Source organism: Halarchaeum sp. P4 (assembly GCF_051195175.1).
GTDB lineage: Archaea > Halobacteriota > Halobacteria > Halobacteriales > Halobacteriaceae > Halarchaeum.
Genome location: NZ_JBNTKC010000003.1, coordinates 303,710 through 320,860 on the forward strand (window position 1 = coordinate 303,710; position 17,151 = coordinate 320,860).

Sequence of the window (17,151 nt, forward strand, 5' to 3'; positions counted from 1 at the left end):
TAGTCGTGTGTGCCGCGATCCACCCGTGCTACACGACGCCCGCCGCGACCAGCGTCCCCGCGAGGAGCGCGAGCAGGCCGAGGACGACGCCGGCGACGAGCGGGACGTTCTCGCCGAGCTTCTCGTAGACCGCCATCTCCTCGTACTGGTCGCGGAACGCCTCGCGGTTCGCCTCGTCGTAGAAGTACTTCGTCGAGAGCATGAAGCGGCCCGTGACCGCACAGCCCGTACAGACCGGCTCGCCGACGAGGCGCTCGGTCTTCGTGTGCGCGGGACAGTTGACGCTCCCGCAGTTCTCGCAGAACGTGTACGTCCCGGCGTCCGTCTCACCGCACTGCACGCAGCGGTGGACGCCGTCGTCGATAGTGAGCCGCGACGGCCCCGCGTTGTAGTACTCGAGGGAGTAGCGGTAGGACTCGACGGCGAGCGTCTGGCGGACCTGCGGGAGGTAAACGGGCGTGAGCGACTGCACTGCGACGTCCGATTCGCGCGGCGTGCACTCCTTCTCGTAGTCGACGTTGTTGTCGCCCGTGTAGTGGACGGTGGTGGTGTGGGCGTCCCGAATCCGGTCGACCGCCCACTCCTTGTAGTCGGTCTCCGTCGCGCCGAACCGCACGACGTCGACGTCGTCGAACTCCGCCGCGAAACGGTCCTCCTCAAGGGTCGTCGTCCGCGAGAAGTTCCCGAGGACGAGCGTCTGGATGTCGTCGCCCGGGACGCTCGCACCCTCGGGGGCGGCGTGGACGAGGAACTGGTCGCGGACGTCGACGCGGTGGATGACGCCGACGGACGTCTCGAACGTGGCGTCGACGTCCGCGACGACGCGAACGAGCGGCTGGAAGGTCACGCGAGCCGTCGGCGTCGGGAGCGCGTCGGCCTCGACGTTCTCGACGTCCGTGAACGCCTCCCGCATCGGCGCGTGGACGCCGCTCGCAGGGTCGTACGGCCGGAGCGTCTCGTCGCAGAGAATCTCGATGCGACCGTTGTAGAGGTCGAGGCCGACCTCCTCGGCGATGTCGCGGAGCGCCGCGCCGTCGATGAGGTCGACCGGCGTCTCGCCCGACTCGCTCACCCGCGCCGCGTAGTCGCGGGCGGGGTCGGTGAAGCGGCCGGTCGTGACGACGATGCCGCGCGTCGGCCCGTCGTAGTCGTAGGTCGCCGCCGCCGAGTGGAGTTTCTGGACGACCGGCCGCCCGACGGTGTCCTGATGCTTGCACTCGACGACGACGCCGCGGCGCACGCCGTCGACGACCTCCTCCATCAGGACGTCGCGGCCCTCGTCGCCCGTCCGTCGCGACCGGCGGACGCTCTCGTAGCCGAGCTTCCGGAAGACGTCCACCATGACGTCCTCGAACTCGAACCCGCTCAACTCGTCCAACAACGCCGGCATAGAGATGTACGCGTAGACTCGCCGCGAGTCCGATAGGCGTTTCGACGCACCGCTACGCGGCGGGGCCACGGTGGCCGCGCGTCCGGCCGCGGCACGCCCTGCGCGCCGTCACTCCTCGAAGAGGCCGAGGTCCTCGGCGACGAGGTCGGCGAGCTGGTCGGCGACGTCGGGGTCGACCTGCGCGCACTCCTCGCCGTCGTGGACGCGCTCGTTGTGGCGCTCGACGGCCGTGGCGACATCCGAGAGCGCCACGCGGTTCGTCGTCTCACAGGCCTCACAGTGTACCGGCACGGTCGGTTCGTCGTTCTCGCTCATCGCTCGCCTTTCGCTCGACGGTGTGACAAGCCTTTCGCCGTCCCCGGAGTCACCCGAGGAGGTAACGCGTCCACGGATATCGCTCGACGAGCGGCTCGCCGCCCACCACGTACTGCTCGACGGCCGCGTCGAGGCCGAGAATTCGGCCGGCACCAAACGCCGCGACAGCGAGGAACACCAGCATGTAGGCGAAATCGCCGTTGATGTAGCCGTGTGCGACCTCCCAGTTCCCGAAGTAGAACAGGAGCATGAGGAGTGCACCGAAGAACGCCGCGAGACGCGTCAGCAGACCGACGAGCAGGCCGAGGCCGATGAGGACTTCCCCCCACGGGACGGCGACGTTTGCGAGGTCGACGAGCCACGGCGTGTTCCCCATCGCGACGAAGAGGTCGGCGAAGGGACTACCGTTCGCCGGGACGGCGTTCCGGAGGTAGCCGCCGGCGTTGAAGTTCCCTGCGAGGACTTTCTCGAGGCCGCTCTGGAAGAAGGCCAGCCCCATCATCAGTCGGAGTGCGAGGATGAACCAGACGCTGAGGGTGTGGAGTCTGCCCTCGGCGGTGACACCGGCAACCGTACTGCTGAGTTCGACTTCTCGTGACGACATACCGAGGGGACGCGGCGGAGCGAGTTATAATTGCGTGGCGGATTTTCACGTTTTAACGAGGAAAAGGCCTATAACTACCAACGGACTACAAAGAGGTATCGTGTTACCTGATACCGCGCTGTTCATCGGCGGGATGCCTGGTGGGATGGAGCTGGCAATCGTTCTCCTCATCGCCGTACTGCTCTTCGGCGCGAGCAAGATTCCGAAGCTCGCGCGCTCGACGGGCCAGGCCATGGGCGAGTTCAAGCGCGGTCGCGAGGAAATCGACCAGGAGCTCCAGGACATCCGCGAGGGCTCCGACGCGGAGGCGAGCGACGTCGACGCCGAGAACGAACCCGAACGCTCCGCGAGTTCCAGCTAAACCCGCCTTTCCTTTCGAGAAATCCACGTCGCGTAGTGGCCACGCCGGCCCCATAATCGATGTCCGAAAAAGAACCGCTCAGAGTCGCTCCGTCGTGCGTCGGCCGGCGAGGCGTGCGACCGCGTGAGGCCGGGCCTTAGAGGTCCGCGACGTCCTCGATGGCGTCGGTGAGCGCCTTGATGCTCTCGAGGTCGTGTTCGCCCATGTGGCCGATGCGGAACGTCTGCTCGCCGAGCGCCGAGCCATAGCCGTTCGAGAAGACGAAGTCGTACTCCTCGGAGACTTCCTCGATAGTGGCCGCGACGTCGATGCCCCGGGTGTTCTCGATGCAGGAGACGGTCTGGGACTCGTAGCCCGCCTCGGGGAACATCTCGAAGTGCTCGTCAGCCCATTCGCGGGTGTACTCGGCCATCTCGCGGTGGCGACGGTCACGGGCCTCGTGGCCCTCCTCGAGCATGTGCTTCATCTGCTTGCGGTAGGCGAGCATCACCGGAATCGCGGGCGTCGAGTGCGTCTGGCCCTTCCGGTCGTAGTAGTCGAGTGAGCGCTGGAAGCCCCCGTACCACGACGCGGAGTCCGATTCGACTTCGCGCTCGTAGGCGTCGTCGCTGACGACGCAGACCGCGAGGCCGGGCGGCATCGCGAATGCCTTCTGGACGGACGTGAAGATGACGTCGATGTCGTGGTCGTCGATTTCGACGAGGTCGCCGCCGAGCGCGGAGACGGCGTCCACGACGAAGAGCGTGTCCGGGAACTCCGCGACGACGTCGCCGATTTCCTCGATGGGGTTGCGAACGCCCGTCGAGGACTCGTTCATCACGCAGGTGACGACGTCGTAGGTCTTCTCGCTCTCCTCGAGGCGTTCACGAACGTCCTCGGGCTTGACCGCCTGCCCCCACTCGTACTCGAGGGTGTCGACGGTCTTGCCGAGGCGCTCGGCGACGTTCGCCTGTCGCTCACTGAACGACCCGCAGGTCGTCACGAGGACGTCCTCGTCGACGAGGTTCTGGATGGCGGCCTCCATGAACTCCGTCCCGGAGGCGGTGAGGACGATGACGTCGTTCTCCGTGCCGAGGAACTCCTTCGTGTCCTCGACGATGGTCGTGTAGAGGTCGGTCATCCGGTCCATCCGGTGGCCGAACATCGGCTGGGCCATCTCCTCGATGACGTCCTCGCGGACTTCGGTCGGGCCGGGAATGTACAGCGTCTTGTCGGGATAGTCGCCCGTGTATTCGCGTTTCTCGGTCACGGAATCCACCTGAATATCGACTACTCTCGCGTCACGGACAAAGGTAGTTTTGATTGTGCCGAGAGAGCATGGCACGCGGCGCGTCCACACCCCACACGACAGAACGCGTTACTCGCGCGAGAGGACGACGTTATCGAGGTAGCTCGCGTCGTCGCCGGAGCGGTACTCGCCGCGGATGCGGAGCTGTTCGAGGTCCGAGAGGACGGCGCGGATGTCCTCCTCGGTGGCGAGTGGCTCCTGCGCCTCGAGGTTCACCCACGGCGCGTCGGGACTGAGCGGGATTTCGTAGTGCGTCCAGCCCGTGTCGGGGTTCGGGTTCTCGCCGCGCGCGTCGTAGACGAGCGTGACGTCGCCGCTCGTGAGCGCGACGTCGCCGCCCGCGACGGCCTCGGCGTCGAACTGGCTGTCCGTGGCCTCCTGTCGCAGGTCGAAGGAGAGCGTCCCGCCGTAGAACTCGGAGCGGTCGCCGAGGAACTCGAAGGGCGCCTGATAGTACCACGCGATGCCGCCCTGCGCCTCGCTGTCGCCGATACAGCCGCCGCTCTGCCCGCCGTCCGGGTGGTGGTCGGGCTGGGCGCTCCCGCCGTTCTGCGCGACGAGCCAGCCGTCCGTCCCCTCGTCGAACGTGCTCTCAATGCGCTCGGGCGGCTCCGTCGGCGTCGCCTCGCTCGCCTCGATCTCCTTCGTGAACTGCTCGGTGCCGTCCTCGGCGTAGATGCCGAGCGTGAGCGTCTCGCCGTCCGCGGAGACGTCCACCGTGCCGAAGTTGAAGTAGTCGCCCTTCCCGAAGAACTCCGTCGGGTGCATCGGCGGGTAGAGTTCGCCGGGCGTCCCCGCGTACGCGCCGAGCGGGCCGGCGATGGCCTCGTAGAACTCGAAGTCGCCGTCGTCGTCGGTGTCGTACGCGCCGACCTGGGAGTAGTGGACGTCGCCGGCGACGGTGACGACGTTCGAGATGCCCTCGCGCTCGATGTGCTTCACGACGTCGAGGAGGACGTCCTCGTAGCCGGTGCGCTCGTCCGTCGTCGACCACGTGTCCGTGCTCGCGCCCATCGGCGCGGGCGTCGCGATGACCTTCCACGTCGCGTCGGACTGGCTCAGGGACTTCTTCAGCCACTCGCGCTGCTTCGCGCCGAGCAGGGCTTTCTGCTCGAGGTCGACGTTCGGGTCGCGGTACTGGCGGGTGTCGAGGACGAAGAGCTCGCAGTGCTCGCCCCAGCGGAAGGAGCGATAGAGTCGGCCCTCCTCGCCGCCGGTGACGCGCGCGCTCTCGTCGATGGGCCAGTACTCGAAGAACGCCTGCCGGCCGTCCGGCATGAGCGCCGAGGTGCTCCCCGCGAAGTTGTTGATGACCTCGTGGTCGTCCCACATCGCGTAGACCGACGTGGTCTGCAGGAGTTCGCGGAGGTGGGTGGTCTCCGCGACGGACGACGGCGGGTCGCGCATCTCCTTGTACTTCCCGCGGTAGACGTCGAGCGCCTCGTCGAGCGGCGTCTCGCCCGTAATCTTCCCGGCGGGCGTCTGCGCGTCGGCGTAGATTGTGTCGCCGAGGAAGAGGAAGAAATCGGGGTTCCGCTCGGCGATGGTCTTGAGCCCCTCGAACGGCGGGTCGACCGGGTCGTCGCCGTAGCCCCACGTGTCGCCGCTCCACGCGAACGAAACCGATTGTCCCTCGTCGGCGGCAGGCGCGGTGACGAACGTCCCCGTCGCCGCGCTGTCCGGGACGGTCTGTGAGCGCCCGCCCGCGGTCGCCCAGACCTGATAGTGGTAGCGCGTCCCCGGTCGCAGGCCCGTGAGGCGGACCTGCCCGGTGTAGTCGGTGTCGCCGGTGACCTCGGCCGTCTCGAGGCGGACGGGGCCGAACGTGCGGCCGGCCGTCGCGCCCTTCGACGCGTTGCCGCGGCCATTGCTCTTGTTCTCCTCGCCCCAGCCGTTCTCCTCGCCGTTGCCGCGCTCGGCACTCTTTCCGCGGTTCTTCGTCGTCGTGTCCTCGTCCGTCGCCGGCGCGTACTGGACGTGAAGCGTCGCCTCGTCGGCCGTGCGCGCCCAGACGACTGCGGTGCGCGCGGTGACGTCGCCGCTCGCGACGCCGTGGGTCAGCGCCACCGTCGAAACGGTCTCACCCTCGCCGTCGCCCTCGTCGGCTGACGCGGCGCCGACGCCGCCGCTCGCGACGGCCGCGCCGCCGACGGCCTGCAGGAAGCGCCGCCGCCACGTCGCCGTCAGGCTCTCGTCTCGGTCGCCGTCCTCCGTCTGCGTCGGTCGCTCAGTCATCGTAACCGCCTGAATCAGGGACGACGGGGCGCAAAAACGTAGGTATGTGGTCAACGTAAAACTAAGTTCTGAACAGTACGGTACAAACCACTATGTACGCGTTCCGATAGCCATCGGGACGATGGCTGGCGTCGTCGGCCGAGGTGGACGCCGCCGCGGAACGTGCCGGGGGACGAACCGTTATCCGCACGAGTCCCCGACGCGACGTATGAAGCTGTCCGCTGTCGACCTCTCGCGTGTCCCCGACGGTGGTACCGCGAGCGACGCCTACGCGAACACCGTCGAGACCGCCCAGCAAGCCGAGCGCCTCGGCTTCTCGCGCTTCTGGGTCGCCGAACACCACGGAAACGGCGACTCGCTCGCCGGCACCACGCCCGAAGTCCTACTCGGCCACCTCGCCGCCGAGACCGACGCCATCCGCATCGGCTCCGGTGCCGTCCTCCTCAACCACTACCAGCCGTTCAAGGTCGCCGAACAGTTCGGCGCACTCGACGCGCTCGCCCCCGGCCGCGTCGACGCCGGCCTCGGGCGCGCGAACGGGTCGCCCGCCGTCGACCGCGCACTCGGCACCGACCGACGCGTCACGAACCCCGACGAGGACCACCGCGAGAAAATCGAGGCCGTCGTCAGCCACCTCTACGACGACTACCCCGCCGGCCACCCCTACGACGACCTGACGATTCCGCGCTCGGACGCCACGCCACCGAAACCGTGGGTGCTCGGCTCCAGCCCCTCCAGCGCGAAACTCGCCGGCGAACTCGGCCTCCCCTACTGTTTCGCGGCGTTCATCCGCCCGCAGTTCGCCGAGCGCGCCGTCGAGACGTATCGCGCGCACTTCGAGGCGTCCACCCTCGCGGGCGGCGCCGACGAACCCGAAGCCATGGTCGCGCTGAACGCCGTCTGCGCGCCGAGCGACGAGGAGGCCGCGCGCCTCCGTGCCGTCGCCGAAGCGACGTTCGCCCGCATCGCTCGCGGGGAGACGGCGAACCTGTCCTCCGTCGAGGAGGCCGTCGACGAGCTCGGCGGCGTCCCCGACCCCACCCCCGAAACCCTCGACGAGGACGAGTGGCCGCGCGCCATCTCGGGGAGTCCGGAGACGCTCGCCGGACTCCTCGACCAACTCGCCGACCGCCTCGGCGTCGAGGAAGTGATGATTCAGCACGCCGTCACCGACCACGAGGACGCCCTCCGCTCACACCGCCTCATCGCCGACGGCGTCGGTATAACGCCGCGCTGACTGGGCGCGGAATCGACGGACGAGACGGCGACGTGGCGCGCCCGGAAGAACAACGTCAATACCGACCGGCGTCTCACGTCACGTGATTGCGCCCTGAACGTCCCTCCAGTCACGAGTCACCGCATCGATGACCGACCACGCCACAGCGGACGGTGAATCACCGCCCGACGTCGATCTCGACAGTGACGAGCGCCCGACGGCCGACGACGTGACGTTCGACCTCGCGGGCGTCCGCGCGGGCTTCGTCCTCGGCGTCCCAGTGGCGCTCGGCGTCGGCGGCTACGGCATCGCCTTCGGCATCCTCGCCGATCAGGCGGGGTTGAGCGTCGCGGAAGCCGCGTTCATGAGCGCGACGGTCGTCGCGGGCGCGGCCCAAATCGTCGCCGTCCAGCTCTGGGCGGACCCGATTCCCGCGCTCGCCGTCGTCGCCGCGACGACGATGGTGAACCTCCGCTACTCGCTGATGGGCGCGGCGCTCCAGCCGTGGTTCCGCCACCTCTCGAAGCCACAGGCCTACGGGAGCCTGCTCCTGATGGCGGACGAGAACTGGGCGCTGACGTTACGCGACCTGAAGGCGGGGAGCGGGCGCGGCGCGTTCCTCCTCGGGAGCGGCCTCGCCGTCTGGCTCGCGTGGGTGGCCTCGACGGTGCTCGGCACGCTCGCCGGCGACGTCATCCGCGACCCGAGCGCGTACGGCATCGACTTCATCCTCGTCGCCGTCTTCGTCGCGCTCGCCGTCGGCCTCTGGGAGGGACGGGACTCCGTCCTTCCGTGGGGCGTCGCGCTCGTCGCGGCGCTCGCCACCGACCAGTTGCTCGCCGGCCAGTGGTACATCCTCGTCGGCGGGCTCGCCGCCGGCGTCGTCGAGGTGTGGCGCTATGAGTAGCGTCGTGGCGAGCGTCGGCACGGGCGCACTCTCGCTCGACCCGGCCGTCGTCGCCGTCGTCCTCGCGATGGCCGCGGCGACGATGCTCACGAAGGTCGGGGGCCTCTGGTTTCTCAGCCGCGTCGAAATCAGCGAGCGCATCGAGGCCGGCCTCGCAGTGCTCCCGGGCGCCATCGTCGTCGCGATTCTCGCCCCGGAACTCATCGACGGCGGCCCGCGCGAGTGGGCGGCGGCGGGCGTCGCCGCCGCGGTGATGGCGCGCACCGAGAACATCCTACTCGCGCTCGTCGCCGGCGTCATCACCGTCGTCGCGCTCCGCTCGCTCGCGGTCTGACGACGTCCGCACGGCCACGCGACGGTTACATCGGCGTGCGACACCCACGGCTAGTCGGCGACGTCTACGACGGGACCCGCGGGCGTCGAACGCGGCGAGGAGGAGAGGGGTTACTCGACTTTCTGCTTCAGTTCCGTGTACGTCTCGCTGACGTCCGCGCTCGTCTCGCCGAGCACCGCGCCGACGAGACCGCCGAGCGCGCCGCCCGTGCTCGCCGCGTTCCGACTGACGAGGCCACCGAGGCCGGCGCCGACCGCCGCGCCGACGGCCGCGTACTTCGCTCGCCCGACCGCACGCGTTAGTGTGGACTTCATACTGGAACGTTGGTCGGCTAACGGATAAAGAATATGCCCGCTCACACCGACGGCGTCAGCCGGTCGAGGTCTGGTCGGGGCGGTATTCGCGGCTGATCTGACGCCACGCACCCGAGCGGAAGCGCCAGTAGTTGACGACGGCGGGAACGGTGGTCTCCGCGAAGAAGGAGAGATAGACGCCGACGAGTCCGAGCGCGGTGGTCGCGCCGAGGTAGGTGAGCGGGACGGCGAGGAGGAACATTGAGACGATGCGCCCGTAGAACGGCCAGCGAGTGTCGCCGGTGGCGTCGAGTGCGCCATCAAGGCTGCTCGCGACGCCCTGCGGGACAATGGCGAGCGCGGCGACGTAGACGAAGGTCCGGGCGATGGGCACCGTCCGGGAAGTGGGGTCGTCGACGAACAGCACGACGATCTGGTCGGCGAACGCGACGACGATGACCGCCGAGAGGAGGTAGGTTGCGGCGGAGAACACCGAGATTTCGCGCCCGTATATTTCGGCCATCGCCTCGTCGTCCCTCCCGAGCGCCTGCCCGACGAGGCTGCTGGTGGCGAGGCCGAACCCCCAGCCGGGCGTGTTCATCAGCCCCCAGATGCGCCGCGCGACGATGTAGGCGGCGACGACTTCGGGGCCGAAGAGGCCGACGAACGCGAGCATCGGGAAGCGCGCGACGGTCCAGATGCTGCTGCGCCCGATGACGGGGAGGCCGATAGTGACGATGTCGCGGGCGAACTCGCGGACGAGGTAGCGCCCGCGGGCGTCGACGGTGACGGGGAACTCGCCGACGAACGGGAGGCCACCGCGTGCGAGGCCGACGGCGAACGCGACGGCGATGAGGGCGTTCGAGAGGACGGTCCCGAGACCGGCACCGACGACGCCGAGGCCGAGCCCGAAGACGAAGACGGCGTTCAGCCCGATGTTCATGACCGCGCCCGTCCCGCGCAGGACCATCGGCGTCCACGCGTCGTCCGCGCCGATGAGCGCGCGACTGCCGACGAGGTTCAGCGCGGCGAACGGCACGCCGACGCCGAGCACCTGGAGATAGTCGGCGCCGTAGCGAATCGTCTGCACGTCGTTCGTGAGGAGCGAGATGAGTTCGGTGGGGAGGACGACGAAGAGCGCGCCGACCGGCGCGGAGATGAGGACGACGATGACGGCGCTCGTCCGGATGGCCTGCCCGAGCTCGTCGTGCGCGCCGGCGCTGAAGCGCTGTGAGACGAGCGCGATGGTGCCGGCGGCGAGTCCGCCCCCGAGGGCGAACGCCATCCCCCAGTAGGGGCCGGCGAACCCGACGCCCGCGATGGCGGTGGCGCCGAGGGCGACGCCGACCATCGCGACGTCGGCCGCGCCCTTCGACATGCGCGCGAGACCGGTGACGATGCGCGGCCACGCGAGGTCGACGGTTCGACGGACGTGCTCATCGTCGATGAGGCCGAGGCGCGCGAGGCCGAGACCGATGTAGACGAGAGCGAGACGGAGAGGGTTCGGAAGCGTAGACACGGTGGGGTACACGCTAGTTCGTGACGCAGGCTTTAGGCGTTCGTTCCCCGGCCGGGCGTTCCGGTTCGCAGAGGCGGATACCGTGGGTGTCGGACCCTCACACGGCGACACGATGGCGGATCGCCCGCGACGATGGCGCGAGCCGAGCTATTCCGTTGTTTTTTGTGCTACGTCGTGTCCTCTCGCGTATGGTTTCGTGGGCGTCGCTCGACTCATCGACAGTCTGGTTCGTCGCGTTCCTCGTCGCCACCGGGATCGGCGCGCTCCTCACCGGGTCGGCGATCGAGGGCGCGCTCATCGCGCTCCTCCTCGTCGGACTCGGGTTCGTCGTCTACACCGTCTTCTCGTAGCGACGCCTATAATCACGGGGCGCGAGTACGCACGGGCGTATGACTGACGGCGTCGCGTCCCGACGAGTCCCGGTCTCGGCCGTCCAGCGCGACCGAATCGCGCTCGCGCTGGTCGTCTTCGTCGTCCTCTTCGGACAGGTGCTCCTCTATCCGGGTATTACCGACCTCGTGAAGGCGCTCGGCGCGGGCGGAACGGGCGGCGCGAGCGAGGGGGCGCTGAACGCGAGTGCGCTGTTCCTCGGCGCGGAGTTCGTCGGCTTCGTCCTCTGTGCGGGGCTCTGGGGCCACCTGAGCGACCGGACCGGCCGGCGGACACCGTTCGTCGTCGCGGGCGCGCTCGGCGGCGCGGCGGGCTACCTCCTGCTCGCCGCCCTTGGTCATGGGGGCGACCTGCCGTTCGGCGTCTACCTCGTTGTACGCTTCCTGCAGGGGTCGCTCACCATCGGCGCGTTCTCGCTCGCGATGACGATGCTGATGGACCTCGAGGGCGGCCACGGGAAGAACATGGGTGCCGCCGGCATCGCCATCGGCTCCGGCACCGCGCTCGGCGCGCCCATCGGGGGCCAACTCTACGAGCAGGGCGTCCTCCTGCCGCTCGTCGTCGCGGGCGCCGTCCTCCTACTCGCGGCGGTCCTCGCAACGCGCGTCGCTGACCGTGCGCCGAGCGGCGACACGATGGGACTCGCGGACGCCGTCGGCCGGCTCCGGGAGACGCCCGCACTCGCCTTCCCCTACGCGTTCGGGTTCATGGACCGCCTCACCGCGGGGTTCTTCGCGCTCGTCGGCACCGTCTACTTCCGCGAGACGTTCGGCCTCGACGCCGGGAGCGCGGGCCTCGTCCTCGGGTTGTTCTTCGCACCGTTCGCGCTCCTCCAGTACCCGATGGGTGTCCTCTCGGACCGCGTCGGCCGCAAACTCCCCGTCGTCCTCGGTTCCGTCTGCTACGGCGCCGTCGTCGTCGGCGTCTACGTCGCGCCGACGCTCCCGCTCGCCGCCGCCGCGATGGTGCTCCTCGGCGTCACCGGCGCGTTCGTCTCCCCGGCGACAATGGCGCTCGTCACGGACCTCGCGCGCGAGGACGAGCGCGGCGTCGCGATGGGCGGCTTCAACGTCTTCGGGAACCTCGGGTTCCTCGGCGGGTTCGTCGTCGGGAGCGTCGTCGCGAACGCCGCCGGCTACGGCGCGGCCTTCCTCACCGCCGGCCTCCTCGAGGGCGGGGTGGTCGCGCTGGCACTCCCGGCGTTCCTCCGACTGGATCTGACCAGTTCGTCACCGAAGCCGGAGTGAATCCCGCTGACAGGAATTCCGGCGAATTCGGCCGCCTCTGCGCCTGAGACGCGTTCCGATGGGAGAGGGTTTATCAACTGTCCGGTTCTACGGTTCGACCGAATCACTCATGGTCGATGAGACAGCGGACAAGAACCGGTGGCTAATCGCGGTGTCGGCCGTCGCGATTCACCTGTCCATCGGGGGAATCTACGCGTACAGCATCTATCAAATACCGCTGAACGAGGCACTCGGGTGGGACACGTCCAGCGTCTCGCTCGCGTTCTCGATCGCGATCTTCGTCCTCGGGATGACGGCGGCGTTCCTCGGCAGTTACGTCGAACGCTACGGGCCGCGCAAGTCCGGACTCGCCGCCGCAGTCCTCTACGGCGTAGGTATCATCGGCTCCGGGTTGGCAGTTCAGCTCGGCAGTCTGAACATGTTCTTCGTCACCTTCGGCATCATCGGCGGGATGGGCCTCGGTCTCGGCTACATTTCGCCCATCGGGACGCTCCTCGAGTGGTTCCCGGACCGCCGCGGGATGGCGACCGGTCTCGCCGTCATGGGCTTCGGTGCGGGTGCACTCCTCACCGGCCCGCTCGGTAACGAACTCATGCTGCGCTTCAGCACCGGCGCCGCGCAGTACACCCAGTCCGGTATCGCGACGACGTTCTTCACGCTCGGCGCGCTCTACTTCGTCCTCATGGCGCTCGGCGCGAGCTACCTCGCCAAGCCGCCGTCCGACTGGCTTCCCGCCGGCATGGAGGACGTCGAGGGCGCACAGGAGAAGGCGAAGTCCGCGCTCGCCGGCCTCTCCAACCTCACCGCCGCGGAAGCGCGTAAGACCCCGCGCTTCTACATGGTGTGGCTCATCATCTTCATCAACGTCTCCGCGGGCATCATGCTGCTCGCGTACGCGTCCCCGATTCTGGTTCGGCTCGGCGGCGCGACGACGACGACGGCCGCGTTCATCACCGGCTACATCGGCATCTTCAACGGCGGCGGCCGCATCGTCTGGTCGAGTCTGTCCGACTACATCGGCCGGACGACGACCTACGGTGCCTTCTTCGGCATCCAAATCATCGCGTTCTTCCTGATGCCCCAGCTCTCGGGCGTCTGGATCATCGCGGCGACCCTGTTCATCATCATCTCCTGTTACGGTGGCGGGTTCGCCTGCCTGCCGGCGTACCTCAGCGACCTCTTCGGCACGAAGGAGGTCAGCGCGATTCACGGCTACGCGCTCACCGCGTGGGGCTTCGCCGGCGTCGCCGGCCCGACGCTCGCCTCGACCATCCTCGAGTCGACCGGGAGCTACACGACCGCGCTCTACATCATCAACATCGCGCTCATCGTCGGTCTCATCATCGTGCTCGCGCTCCGCTGGCGCATCGGCCAGCTTCAGGAGTCGAGCACCGCAGCATCCGCCTGAATCGGCTGCCGACTGCGCACTCGCGGCTTTTCTTTCATGTGCCACGACGCCGAGTGGCAACACCGTGGATTGCACGGATCCGACCCGACGAAGACCCGAACGTTTTTGATTTAGGTTGACCTAAAGGCAGGTAATGACTTCCACGCGCCGGTCGACGCGTACCGAGCACACGGAAGAGACGGCGGACGAAACGCCCGAGTTCGACGCCGAGTACGACGAGACGCCGACCGTGAACTGTCGGGCAGTCCACAGCGACCGTCGCGTCTTCACCGAGGACGGCAACAGCGACGGCTGGATCGCCACCGACCTCACCGTCACCCCCAAGGAGTGACGGTCGATTCGGGCGGAGTGGCCGCCTAGGTCGTCGGAGCGGGCAGTATCGCCGTTAGTTCGGCACGAGGCATAGCCGGTGGGTCGTTCGTACTGCCGTGTTCGACCGCTCGGCGTCGACGGACACGGCTCTGCTGTTACAGCGCCGCGAAAAGAGGCGGAGTCTCAGTCCTGCCGGACGAGCGTGTCGTCCGCCAGCATCTTCTCGATGGCGTGCGCGTCCTCCTCGACCGTGCGGAGGTGTTCGCGCACGAGTTCGAGCGTCGCCTCGTCGCCGAGGTCGGCCGCGAGTTCGACGTGATCGCGCATCTGGGCCGCGAGCGTCGCGTACCCATCGAGGTCGTTCGAGAGCGAATCCCGAAGGCTGTAGACGTCGCCCGCTTCGATACGGAGCGGGGCGTGCTGGCGGATGCCCATCGGGCCGTTGACGGGGACGCCCCCGAGCGCGTGGACGCGAATCGCGAGTTCGTCCGTCGCCTCCGCGAGGCGGTCCGCCGCGTCCTTCAGGAACTCGATGACGGGGCCGACCTCCCGGCCTTCGAGCGTCCAGTAGTGCTTGCGAACCTGGTTGAACAGGATATACAGTCCCGAGAGGTCGTCGTTCAGCGCTTCGACCATCCCCTCGGCCGCCTCACGCGGGATGCGGAGGTCGTTCTCGCCGACGGTGCCCCACTCGCGTCGACGGACGTCCTCACCGGGGTTGCGCAGGTGTGGCGCGCTCATCGGCGCATCGCCTCCGTGGTGACGAGCGTGTCGTCTTCGAGAAACTCCTCGATGTCGTGGGCGTCGTCCTCGAGGTCCTCGAGGTGGTCACGCAGGAGTTCGCTCGTCGCCTCGTCGCCGAGTTCGTCCGCGAGCGCGACGTGCTCGCGCATGCTTGCGACGAGCGTCGCGTACGCCTCCAGGTCGCCCTCGAGCGATGCGCGGAGGTCGAAGAGGTGCTCGGCTTCGAGGTGGACGGGCGCGTACTCCTGCAGAGCCGGCGGTGTGCTCGCGGGGACGCCGCCGAGCTGCGTGATGCGCATGGCGAGGTCGTCGTTGATCTCGCGTGCGCGCTGGTAGCCCTCCTTCAGGACGTCCGCGACGTCCTCGTGTTCGGCCCCTTCGGCCGTCCAGTAGTGCTTGCGCAGGAGGTAGAAGAGGTTGAACGCGCCCGCGTGGTCGGCGTTCAGCGCCTCGACCATCCGCTCGGCGTCGTCTCGGTCGAGGCGGAGCGCGTTCCCCTCCATCGTACCCCACGCCTGGCGGACGTCCGCACCCTCGAGGTCGTGGACGAGTCGCCCGGACTGTGGGCGCTCCATCGTCACTTGGTCGCGCTCTCGAGGACGAGGGTGTCGTCTTCGAGGTAGTGATCGACCTCGTGGGCGGCGTCCTCGAGGTCCTCGAGGATTTCGCGGAGGAGTTCGCTCGTCGCGTAGTCCCCGAGGTCCTCGGCGAGGCCGACGTGCTCGCGGACGGACTCGATGACGTCGCCGTACAGCTCGCGGTCGTTCTCGAGCGACGTGCGGATGTCGTAGACGTCCTCGCCCTCGAACTCGACGGGCGCGTGCTCCTCGAGGTTGGCGGGGCCGCTGACCGGGACGCCGCCGAGGGCCTGTGCGCGCTCGGCGAGTTCGTCGGCGGCCGCCTCGGCCTCCTCGGCCTTCTCGCCGAGGAACTCGTGAAGGTCGTTGAACTCGGCACCCTCGACGTTCCAGTGGTGCTTGCGAAGCTGGTGGTAGAGGACGTACGACGCGGCGAGGTCGACGTTCAGCGCCTCGACGACCTGCTCTGCCTTCTCCTGGTCGAGACGGAGCGCGTTCTCCTCGACGGTACCCGCTTCGCGGCGAATCGTCTTCTGGGTGCTCATGACAGTCTATAGATGGAGCGCGACCTACTTAAATGTTTCTGCAGTAGAAACAATTTTTTTCGATGTGGGAAATTAGGTTCGCCTAAACGATTCGATACTGCCCCGTCGAAGTAATTCGTGATACTCGACGAAGGGCTCCCGGCCGTCGCGAACCCCGGTGTTCCCGCGTTCCGGAGTCGCTCACGCCAACGGGTCCGAGAGCGCCGCCGGAATCGGCGTCTCCCCGCTCAACACCTCGAACGTCAGCCCGTAGGTTCTCTCCACGTCGAGTGCGGTCACGAGCGTCTCCGCGACGTCCTCGCGCGGAATCGTCGCTTCCTCGCGGTCGAGATGGCGACCCGTCCGAATCTGACCGGTGCCGTCCTCGTTCGTCAGCGACCCCGGCCGGAGAATCGTGTACGTCAACTCACTCTCCCGCAAGTACTCGTCGGCCTCCGCCTTCGCGCGGAGGTACTCCCGCAACTCCACCGGACTCTCCTCCGGGCGGTCGGCGTTGATGGAGCTCAGCATCACGAAACGGTCGACGCCCAGTTCCTCGCAGGCGTCCACGCAGTTGATAGCGCCGTCCCGGTCGACGCCCCAGACGTCTTCGCCGCTCGACCCCGCCGCGAAAATCAGGGCGTCACAGCCCGCGAGGGCGTCGTCGATCGAGTCGCGGTCGGTGACGTCGCCGTACACCGACTCGGCGCCGTACGCCTCAACGTCGTCGCGATAGGCTTCCTCGTGGACCATCCCGACGGCGTCGTGCCCATCGTGTTCCGCGAGCAGTCGCGTGACGTGCTGTCCAACCAGACCGTGTGCGCCGGCGACGAGAACGCGCATAGTGGAAGACACTCCCGGACGCCGGAAGAACGCTGTGCCCGCCGCGACACCGTCCGAAACTCATTCTTCGCCCGCGCCGACAGACGACTCCATGCCCGCCGCCCTCCGCGACGGCGTTCGGGTCGCGCTGAACCGCCCGCGCGTCCTCGGCGTCGTCGCCCTCGCCGTCGTCCTCGAAACGGGTCTCAGACTCGCGTTCGCGCTCGCCACCCGACGCTCGCCGTGCTCTGCCCACCAGTAATCGCCGTCCCGCTCCTCGGTGCGGCCGCCCCGTCCGTCCGTGCGGTCGTCCAAGACGCCGACGCGTCGCCGTCGTCCTCCTCGCGTGGGCGGTGCTCACGCCCGGTCTTGCCCATGTTTCGGCCGGCGGGACGCTCCGTGGTGGCGCGCGCACCGCCGTCACCACCGCATTCGACGTCCCACGTCGGCCGGCCCTCGTCGTCGGCGCGAGCGCGCTCCGCGTCATGGACACTCGGCCGATGGCGGACGAGCGTGCCCCGCTCCCCGACGAGCCGACTGCCGCGTACGCGACCGCGCTGTCGAACACCGCCGAGAGCGGCTACGCACTCACGCGTCGCTCGCTCGCAGCGAACGGTTCGGAAGAACAGGTCGCGACGAAGACACTCGACCCGGCTACTGGCTC

20 protein-coding genes are annotated in these 17,151 nt (G+C 68.3%); 9 read left to right on the forward strand and 11 right to left on the reverse strand.

From position 1 onward, the window contains the following. Positions 1-28 precede the first annotated feature (28 nt). The 3 genes from ACQUS8_RS12525 to ACQUS8_RS12535 form a co-directional block, all read right to left on the reverse strand. Complete coding sequence (locus ACQUS8_RS12525; RefSeq protein ID WP_435101544.1) at positions 29-1,390, reverse strand: restriction endonuclease; 1,362 nt, start codon at positions 1,388-1,390, stop codon at positions 29-31. A gap of 108 nt (positions 1,391-1,498) precedes the next feature. Beyond that, on the reverse strand, positions 1,499-1,705 hold the full coding sequence (locus tag ACQUS8_RS12530) for a hypothetical protein (RefSeq protein WP_435101546.1): 207 nt from the start codon (positions 1,703-1,705) through the stop codon (positions 1,499-1,501). Positions 1,706-1,754: 49 nt separating this feature from the next. Then, positions 1,755-2,309 carry a DoxX family membrane protein gene (locus ACQUS8_RS12535; protein WP_435101548.1) on the reverse strand — a complete coding sequence of 185 codons (555 nt, stop codon included), beginning with the start codon at positions 2,307-2,309 and terminating at the stop codon, positions 1,755-1,757. 133 nt (positions 2,310-2,442) lie between these two features. Between ACQUS8_RS12535 and ACQUS8_RS12540 the strand changes: the two genes are divergently transcribed. Next, a complete protein-coding gene (locus ACQUS8_RS12540) occupies positions 2,443-2,670 on the forward strand; it encodes a Sec-independent protein translocase subunit TatA/TatB (protein WP_435101812.1) in 228 nt (75 codons plus the stop codon). A gap of 136 nt (positions 2,671-2,806) precedes the next feature. On the opposite strand, the gene ACQUS8_RS12545 is transcribed toward ACQUS8_RS12540, so the two are convergent. Both ACQUS8_RS12545 and ACQUS8_RS12550 read right to left on the reverse strand, forming a co-directional pair. Beyond that, entirely contained in the window at positions 2,807-3,919 is a 1,113-nt protein-coding gene (locus ACQUS8_RS12545; RefSeq protein WP_435101814.1) for a pyridoxal-phosphate-dependent aminotransferase family protein, read from the reverse strand. Between the two features lie 108 nt (positions 3,920-4,027). Further along, entirely contained in the window at positions 4,028-6,193 is a 2,166-nt protein-coding gene (locus ACQUS8_RS12550) for an alkaline phosphatase D family protein (protein WP_435101550.1), read from the reverse strand. A gap of 208 nt (positions 6,194-6,401) precedes the next feature. Between ACQUS8_RS12550 and ACQUS8_RS12555 the strand changes: the two genes are divergently transcribed. From ACQUS8_RS12555 to ACQUS8_RS12565, 3 genes are all read left to right on the forward strand, one after another. Beyond that, positions 6,402-7,430: an LLM class flavin-dependent oxidoreductase gene (locus ACQUS8_RS12555; RefSeq protein WP_435101552.1), complete on the forward strand. Its 1,029-nt coding sequence runs from the start codon at positions 6,402-6,404 to the stop codon at positions 7,428-7,430. 127 nt (positions 7,431-7,557) lie between these two features. After that, the gene (locus ACQUS8_RS12560; protein ID WP_435101554.1) at positions 7,558-8,316 is read left to right on the forward strand and encodes an AzlC family ABC transporter permease; all 759 of its coding nucleotides are present in this window, start codon (positions 7,558-7,560) and stop codon (positions 8,314-8,316) included. After that, positions 8,309-8,650: an AzlD family protein gene (locus ACQUS8_RS12565; protein ID WP_435101556.1), complete on the forward strand. Its 342-nt coding sequence runs from the start codon at positions 8,309-8,311 to the stop codon at positions 8,648-8,650. Before ACQUS8_RS12560 ends, ACQUS8_RS12565 begins: the two co-directional genes overlap by 8 nt. 110 nt (positions 8,651-8,760) lie before the next feature. On the opposite strand, the gene ACQUS8_RS12570 is transcribed toward ACQUS8_RS12565, so the two are convergent. Together ACQUS8_RS12570 and ACQUS8_RS12575 are read right to left on the reverse strand one after the other, a co-directional pair. After that, a complete protein-coding gene (locus ACQUS8_RS12570) occupies positions 8,761-8,964 on the reverse strand; it encodes a hypothetical protein (RefSeq protein ID WP_435101558.1) in 204 nt (67 codons plus the stop codon). Between the two features lie 55 nt (positions 8,965-9,019). Beyond that, the gene (locus ACQUS8_RS12575; protein ID WP_435101560.1) at positions 9,020-10,462 is read right to left on the reverse strand and encodes an MATE family efflux transporter; all 1,443 of its coding nucleotides are present in this window, start codon (positions 10,460-10,462) and stop codon (positions 9,020-9,022) included. 188 nt (positions 10,463-10,650) lie between these two features. On the opposite strand from ACQUS8_RS12575, the gene ACQUS8_RS12580 reads away from it, so the two are divergent. The 4 genes from ACQUS8_RS12580 (at position 10,651) to ACQUS8_RS12595 (ending at position 13,838) form a co-directional block, all read left to right on the forward strand. After that, complete coding sequence (locus ACQUS8_RS12580; protein WP_435101562.1) at positions 10,651-10,812, forward strand: hypothetical protein; 162 nt, start codon at positions 10,651-10,653, stop codon at positions 10,810-10,812. A 39-nt stretch (positions 10,813-10,851) separates the two neighbouring features. Beyond that, positions 10,852-12,099 (forward strand): MFS transporter, encoded by a 1,248-nt coding sequence (locus ACQUS8_RS12585; protein WP_435101564.1) that lies wholly within the window; start codon positions 10,852-10,854, stop codon positions 12,097-12,099. A gap of 109 nt (positions 12,100-12,208) precedes the next feature. Beyond that, complete coding sequence (locus ACQUS8_RS12590) at positions 12,209-13,507, forward strand: L-lactate MFS transporter (protein ID WP_435101566.1); 1,299 nt, start codon at positions 12,209-12,211, stop codon at positions 13,505-13,507. A gap of 133 nt (positions 13,508-13,640) precedes the next feature. Continuing rightward, positions 13,641-13,838, forward strand: coding sequence for a hypothetical protein (locus tag ACQUS8_RS12595; RefSeq protein ID WP_435101568.1), 198 nt, complete (start codon positions 13,641-13,643; stop codon positions 13,836-13,838). A gap of 164 nt (positions 13,839-14,002) precedes the next feature. Here the strand turns inward: ACQUS8_RS12595 and dpsA (ACQUS8_RS12600) are convergent, their stop codons facing one another. The 4 genes from dpsA (ACQUS8_RS12600) to ACQUS8_RS12615 all read right to left on the reverse strand — a co-directional run bounded on the left by dpsA (ACQUS8_RS12600) (position 14,003) and on the right by ACQUS8_RS12615 (position 16,508). Next, positions 14,003-14,560, reverse strand: a complete 558-nt coding sequence (gene dpsA / locus ACQUS8_RS12600; RefSeq protein WP_435101570.1) for a DNA starvation/stationary phase protection protein DpsA — start codon at positions 14,558-14,560, stop codon at positions 14,003-14,005. Next, entirely contained in the window at positions 14,557-15,138 is a 582-nt protein-coding gene (gene dpsA, locus ACQUS8_RS12605; protein WP_435101572.1) for a DNA starvation/stationary phase protection protein DpsA, read from the reverse strand. The genes dpsA (ACQUS8_RS12600) and dpsA (ACQUS8_RS12605) overlap by 4 nt, the downstream gene beginning before the upstream one ends. Positions 15,139-15,140: 2 nt before the next feature. Then, complete coding sequence (gene dpsA / locus ACQUS8_RS12610) at positions 15,141-15,686, reverse strand: DNA starvation/stationary phase protection protein DpsA (protein ID WP_435101574.1); 546 nt, start codon at positions 15,684-15,686, stop codon at positions 15,141-15,143. A gap of 180 nt (positions 15,687-15,866) precedes the next feature. Then, positions 15,867-16,508 carry an SDR family oxidoreductase gene (locus tag ACQUS8_RS12615; RefSeq protein ID WP_435101576.1) on the reverse strand — a complete coding sequence of 214 codons (642 nt, stop codon included), beginning with the start codon at positions 16,506-16,508 and terminating at the stop codon, positions 15,867-15,869. A 91-nt stretch (positions 16,509-16,599) separates the two neighbouring features. Between ACQUS8_RS12615 and ACQUS8_RS12620 the strand changes: the two genes are divergently transcribed. Then, positions 16,600-16,749 carry a hypothetical protein gene (locus ACQUS8_RS12620; RefSeq protein WP_435101578.1) on the forward strand — a complete coding sequence of 50 codons (150 nt, stop codon included), beginning with the start codon at positions 16,600-16,602 and terminating at the stop codon, positions 16,747-16,749. Positions 16,750-17,151 lie beyond the last annotated feature (402 nt).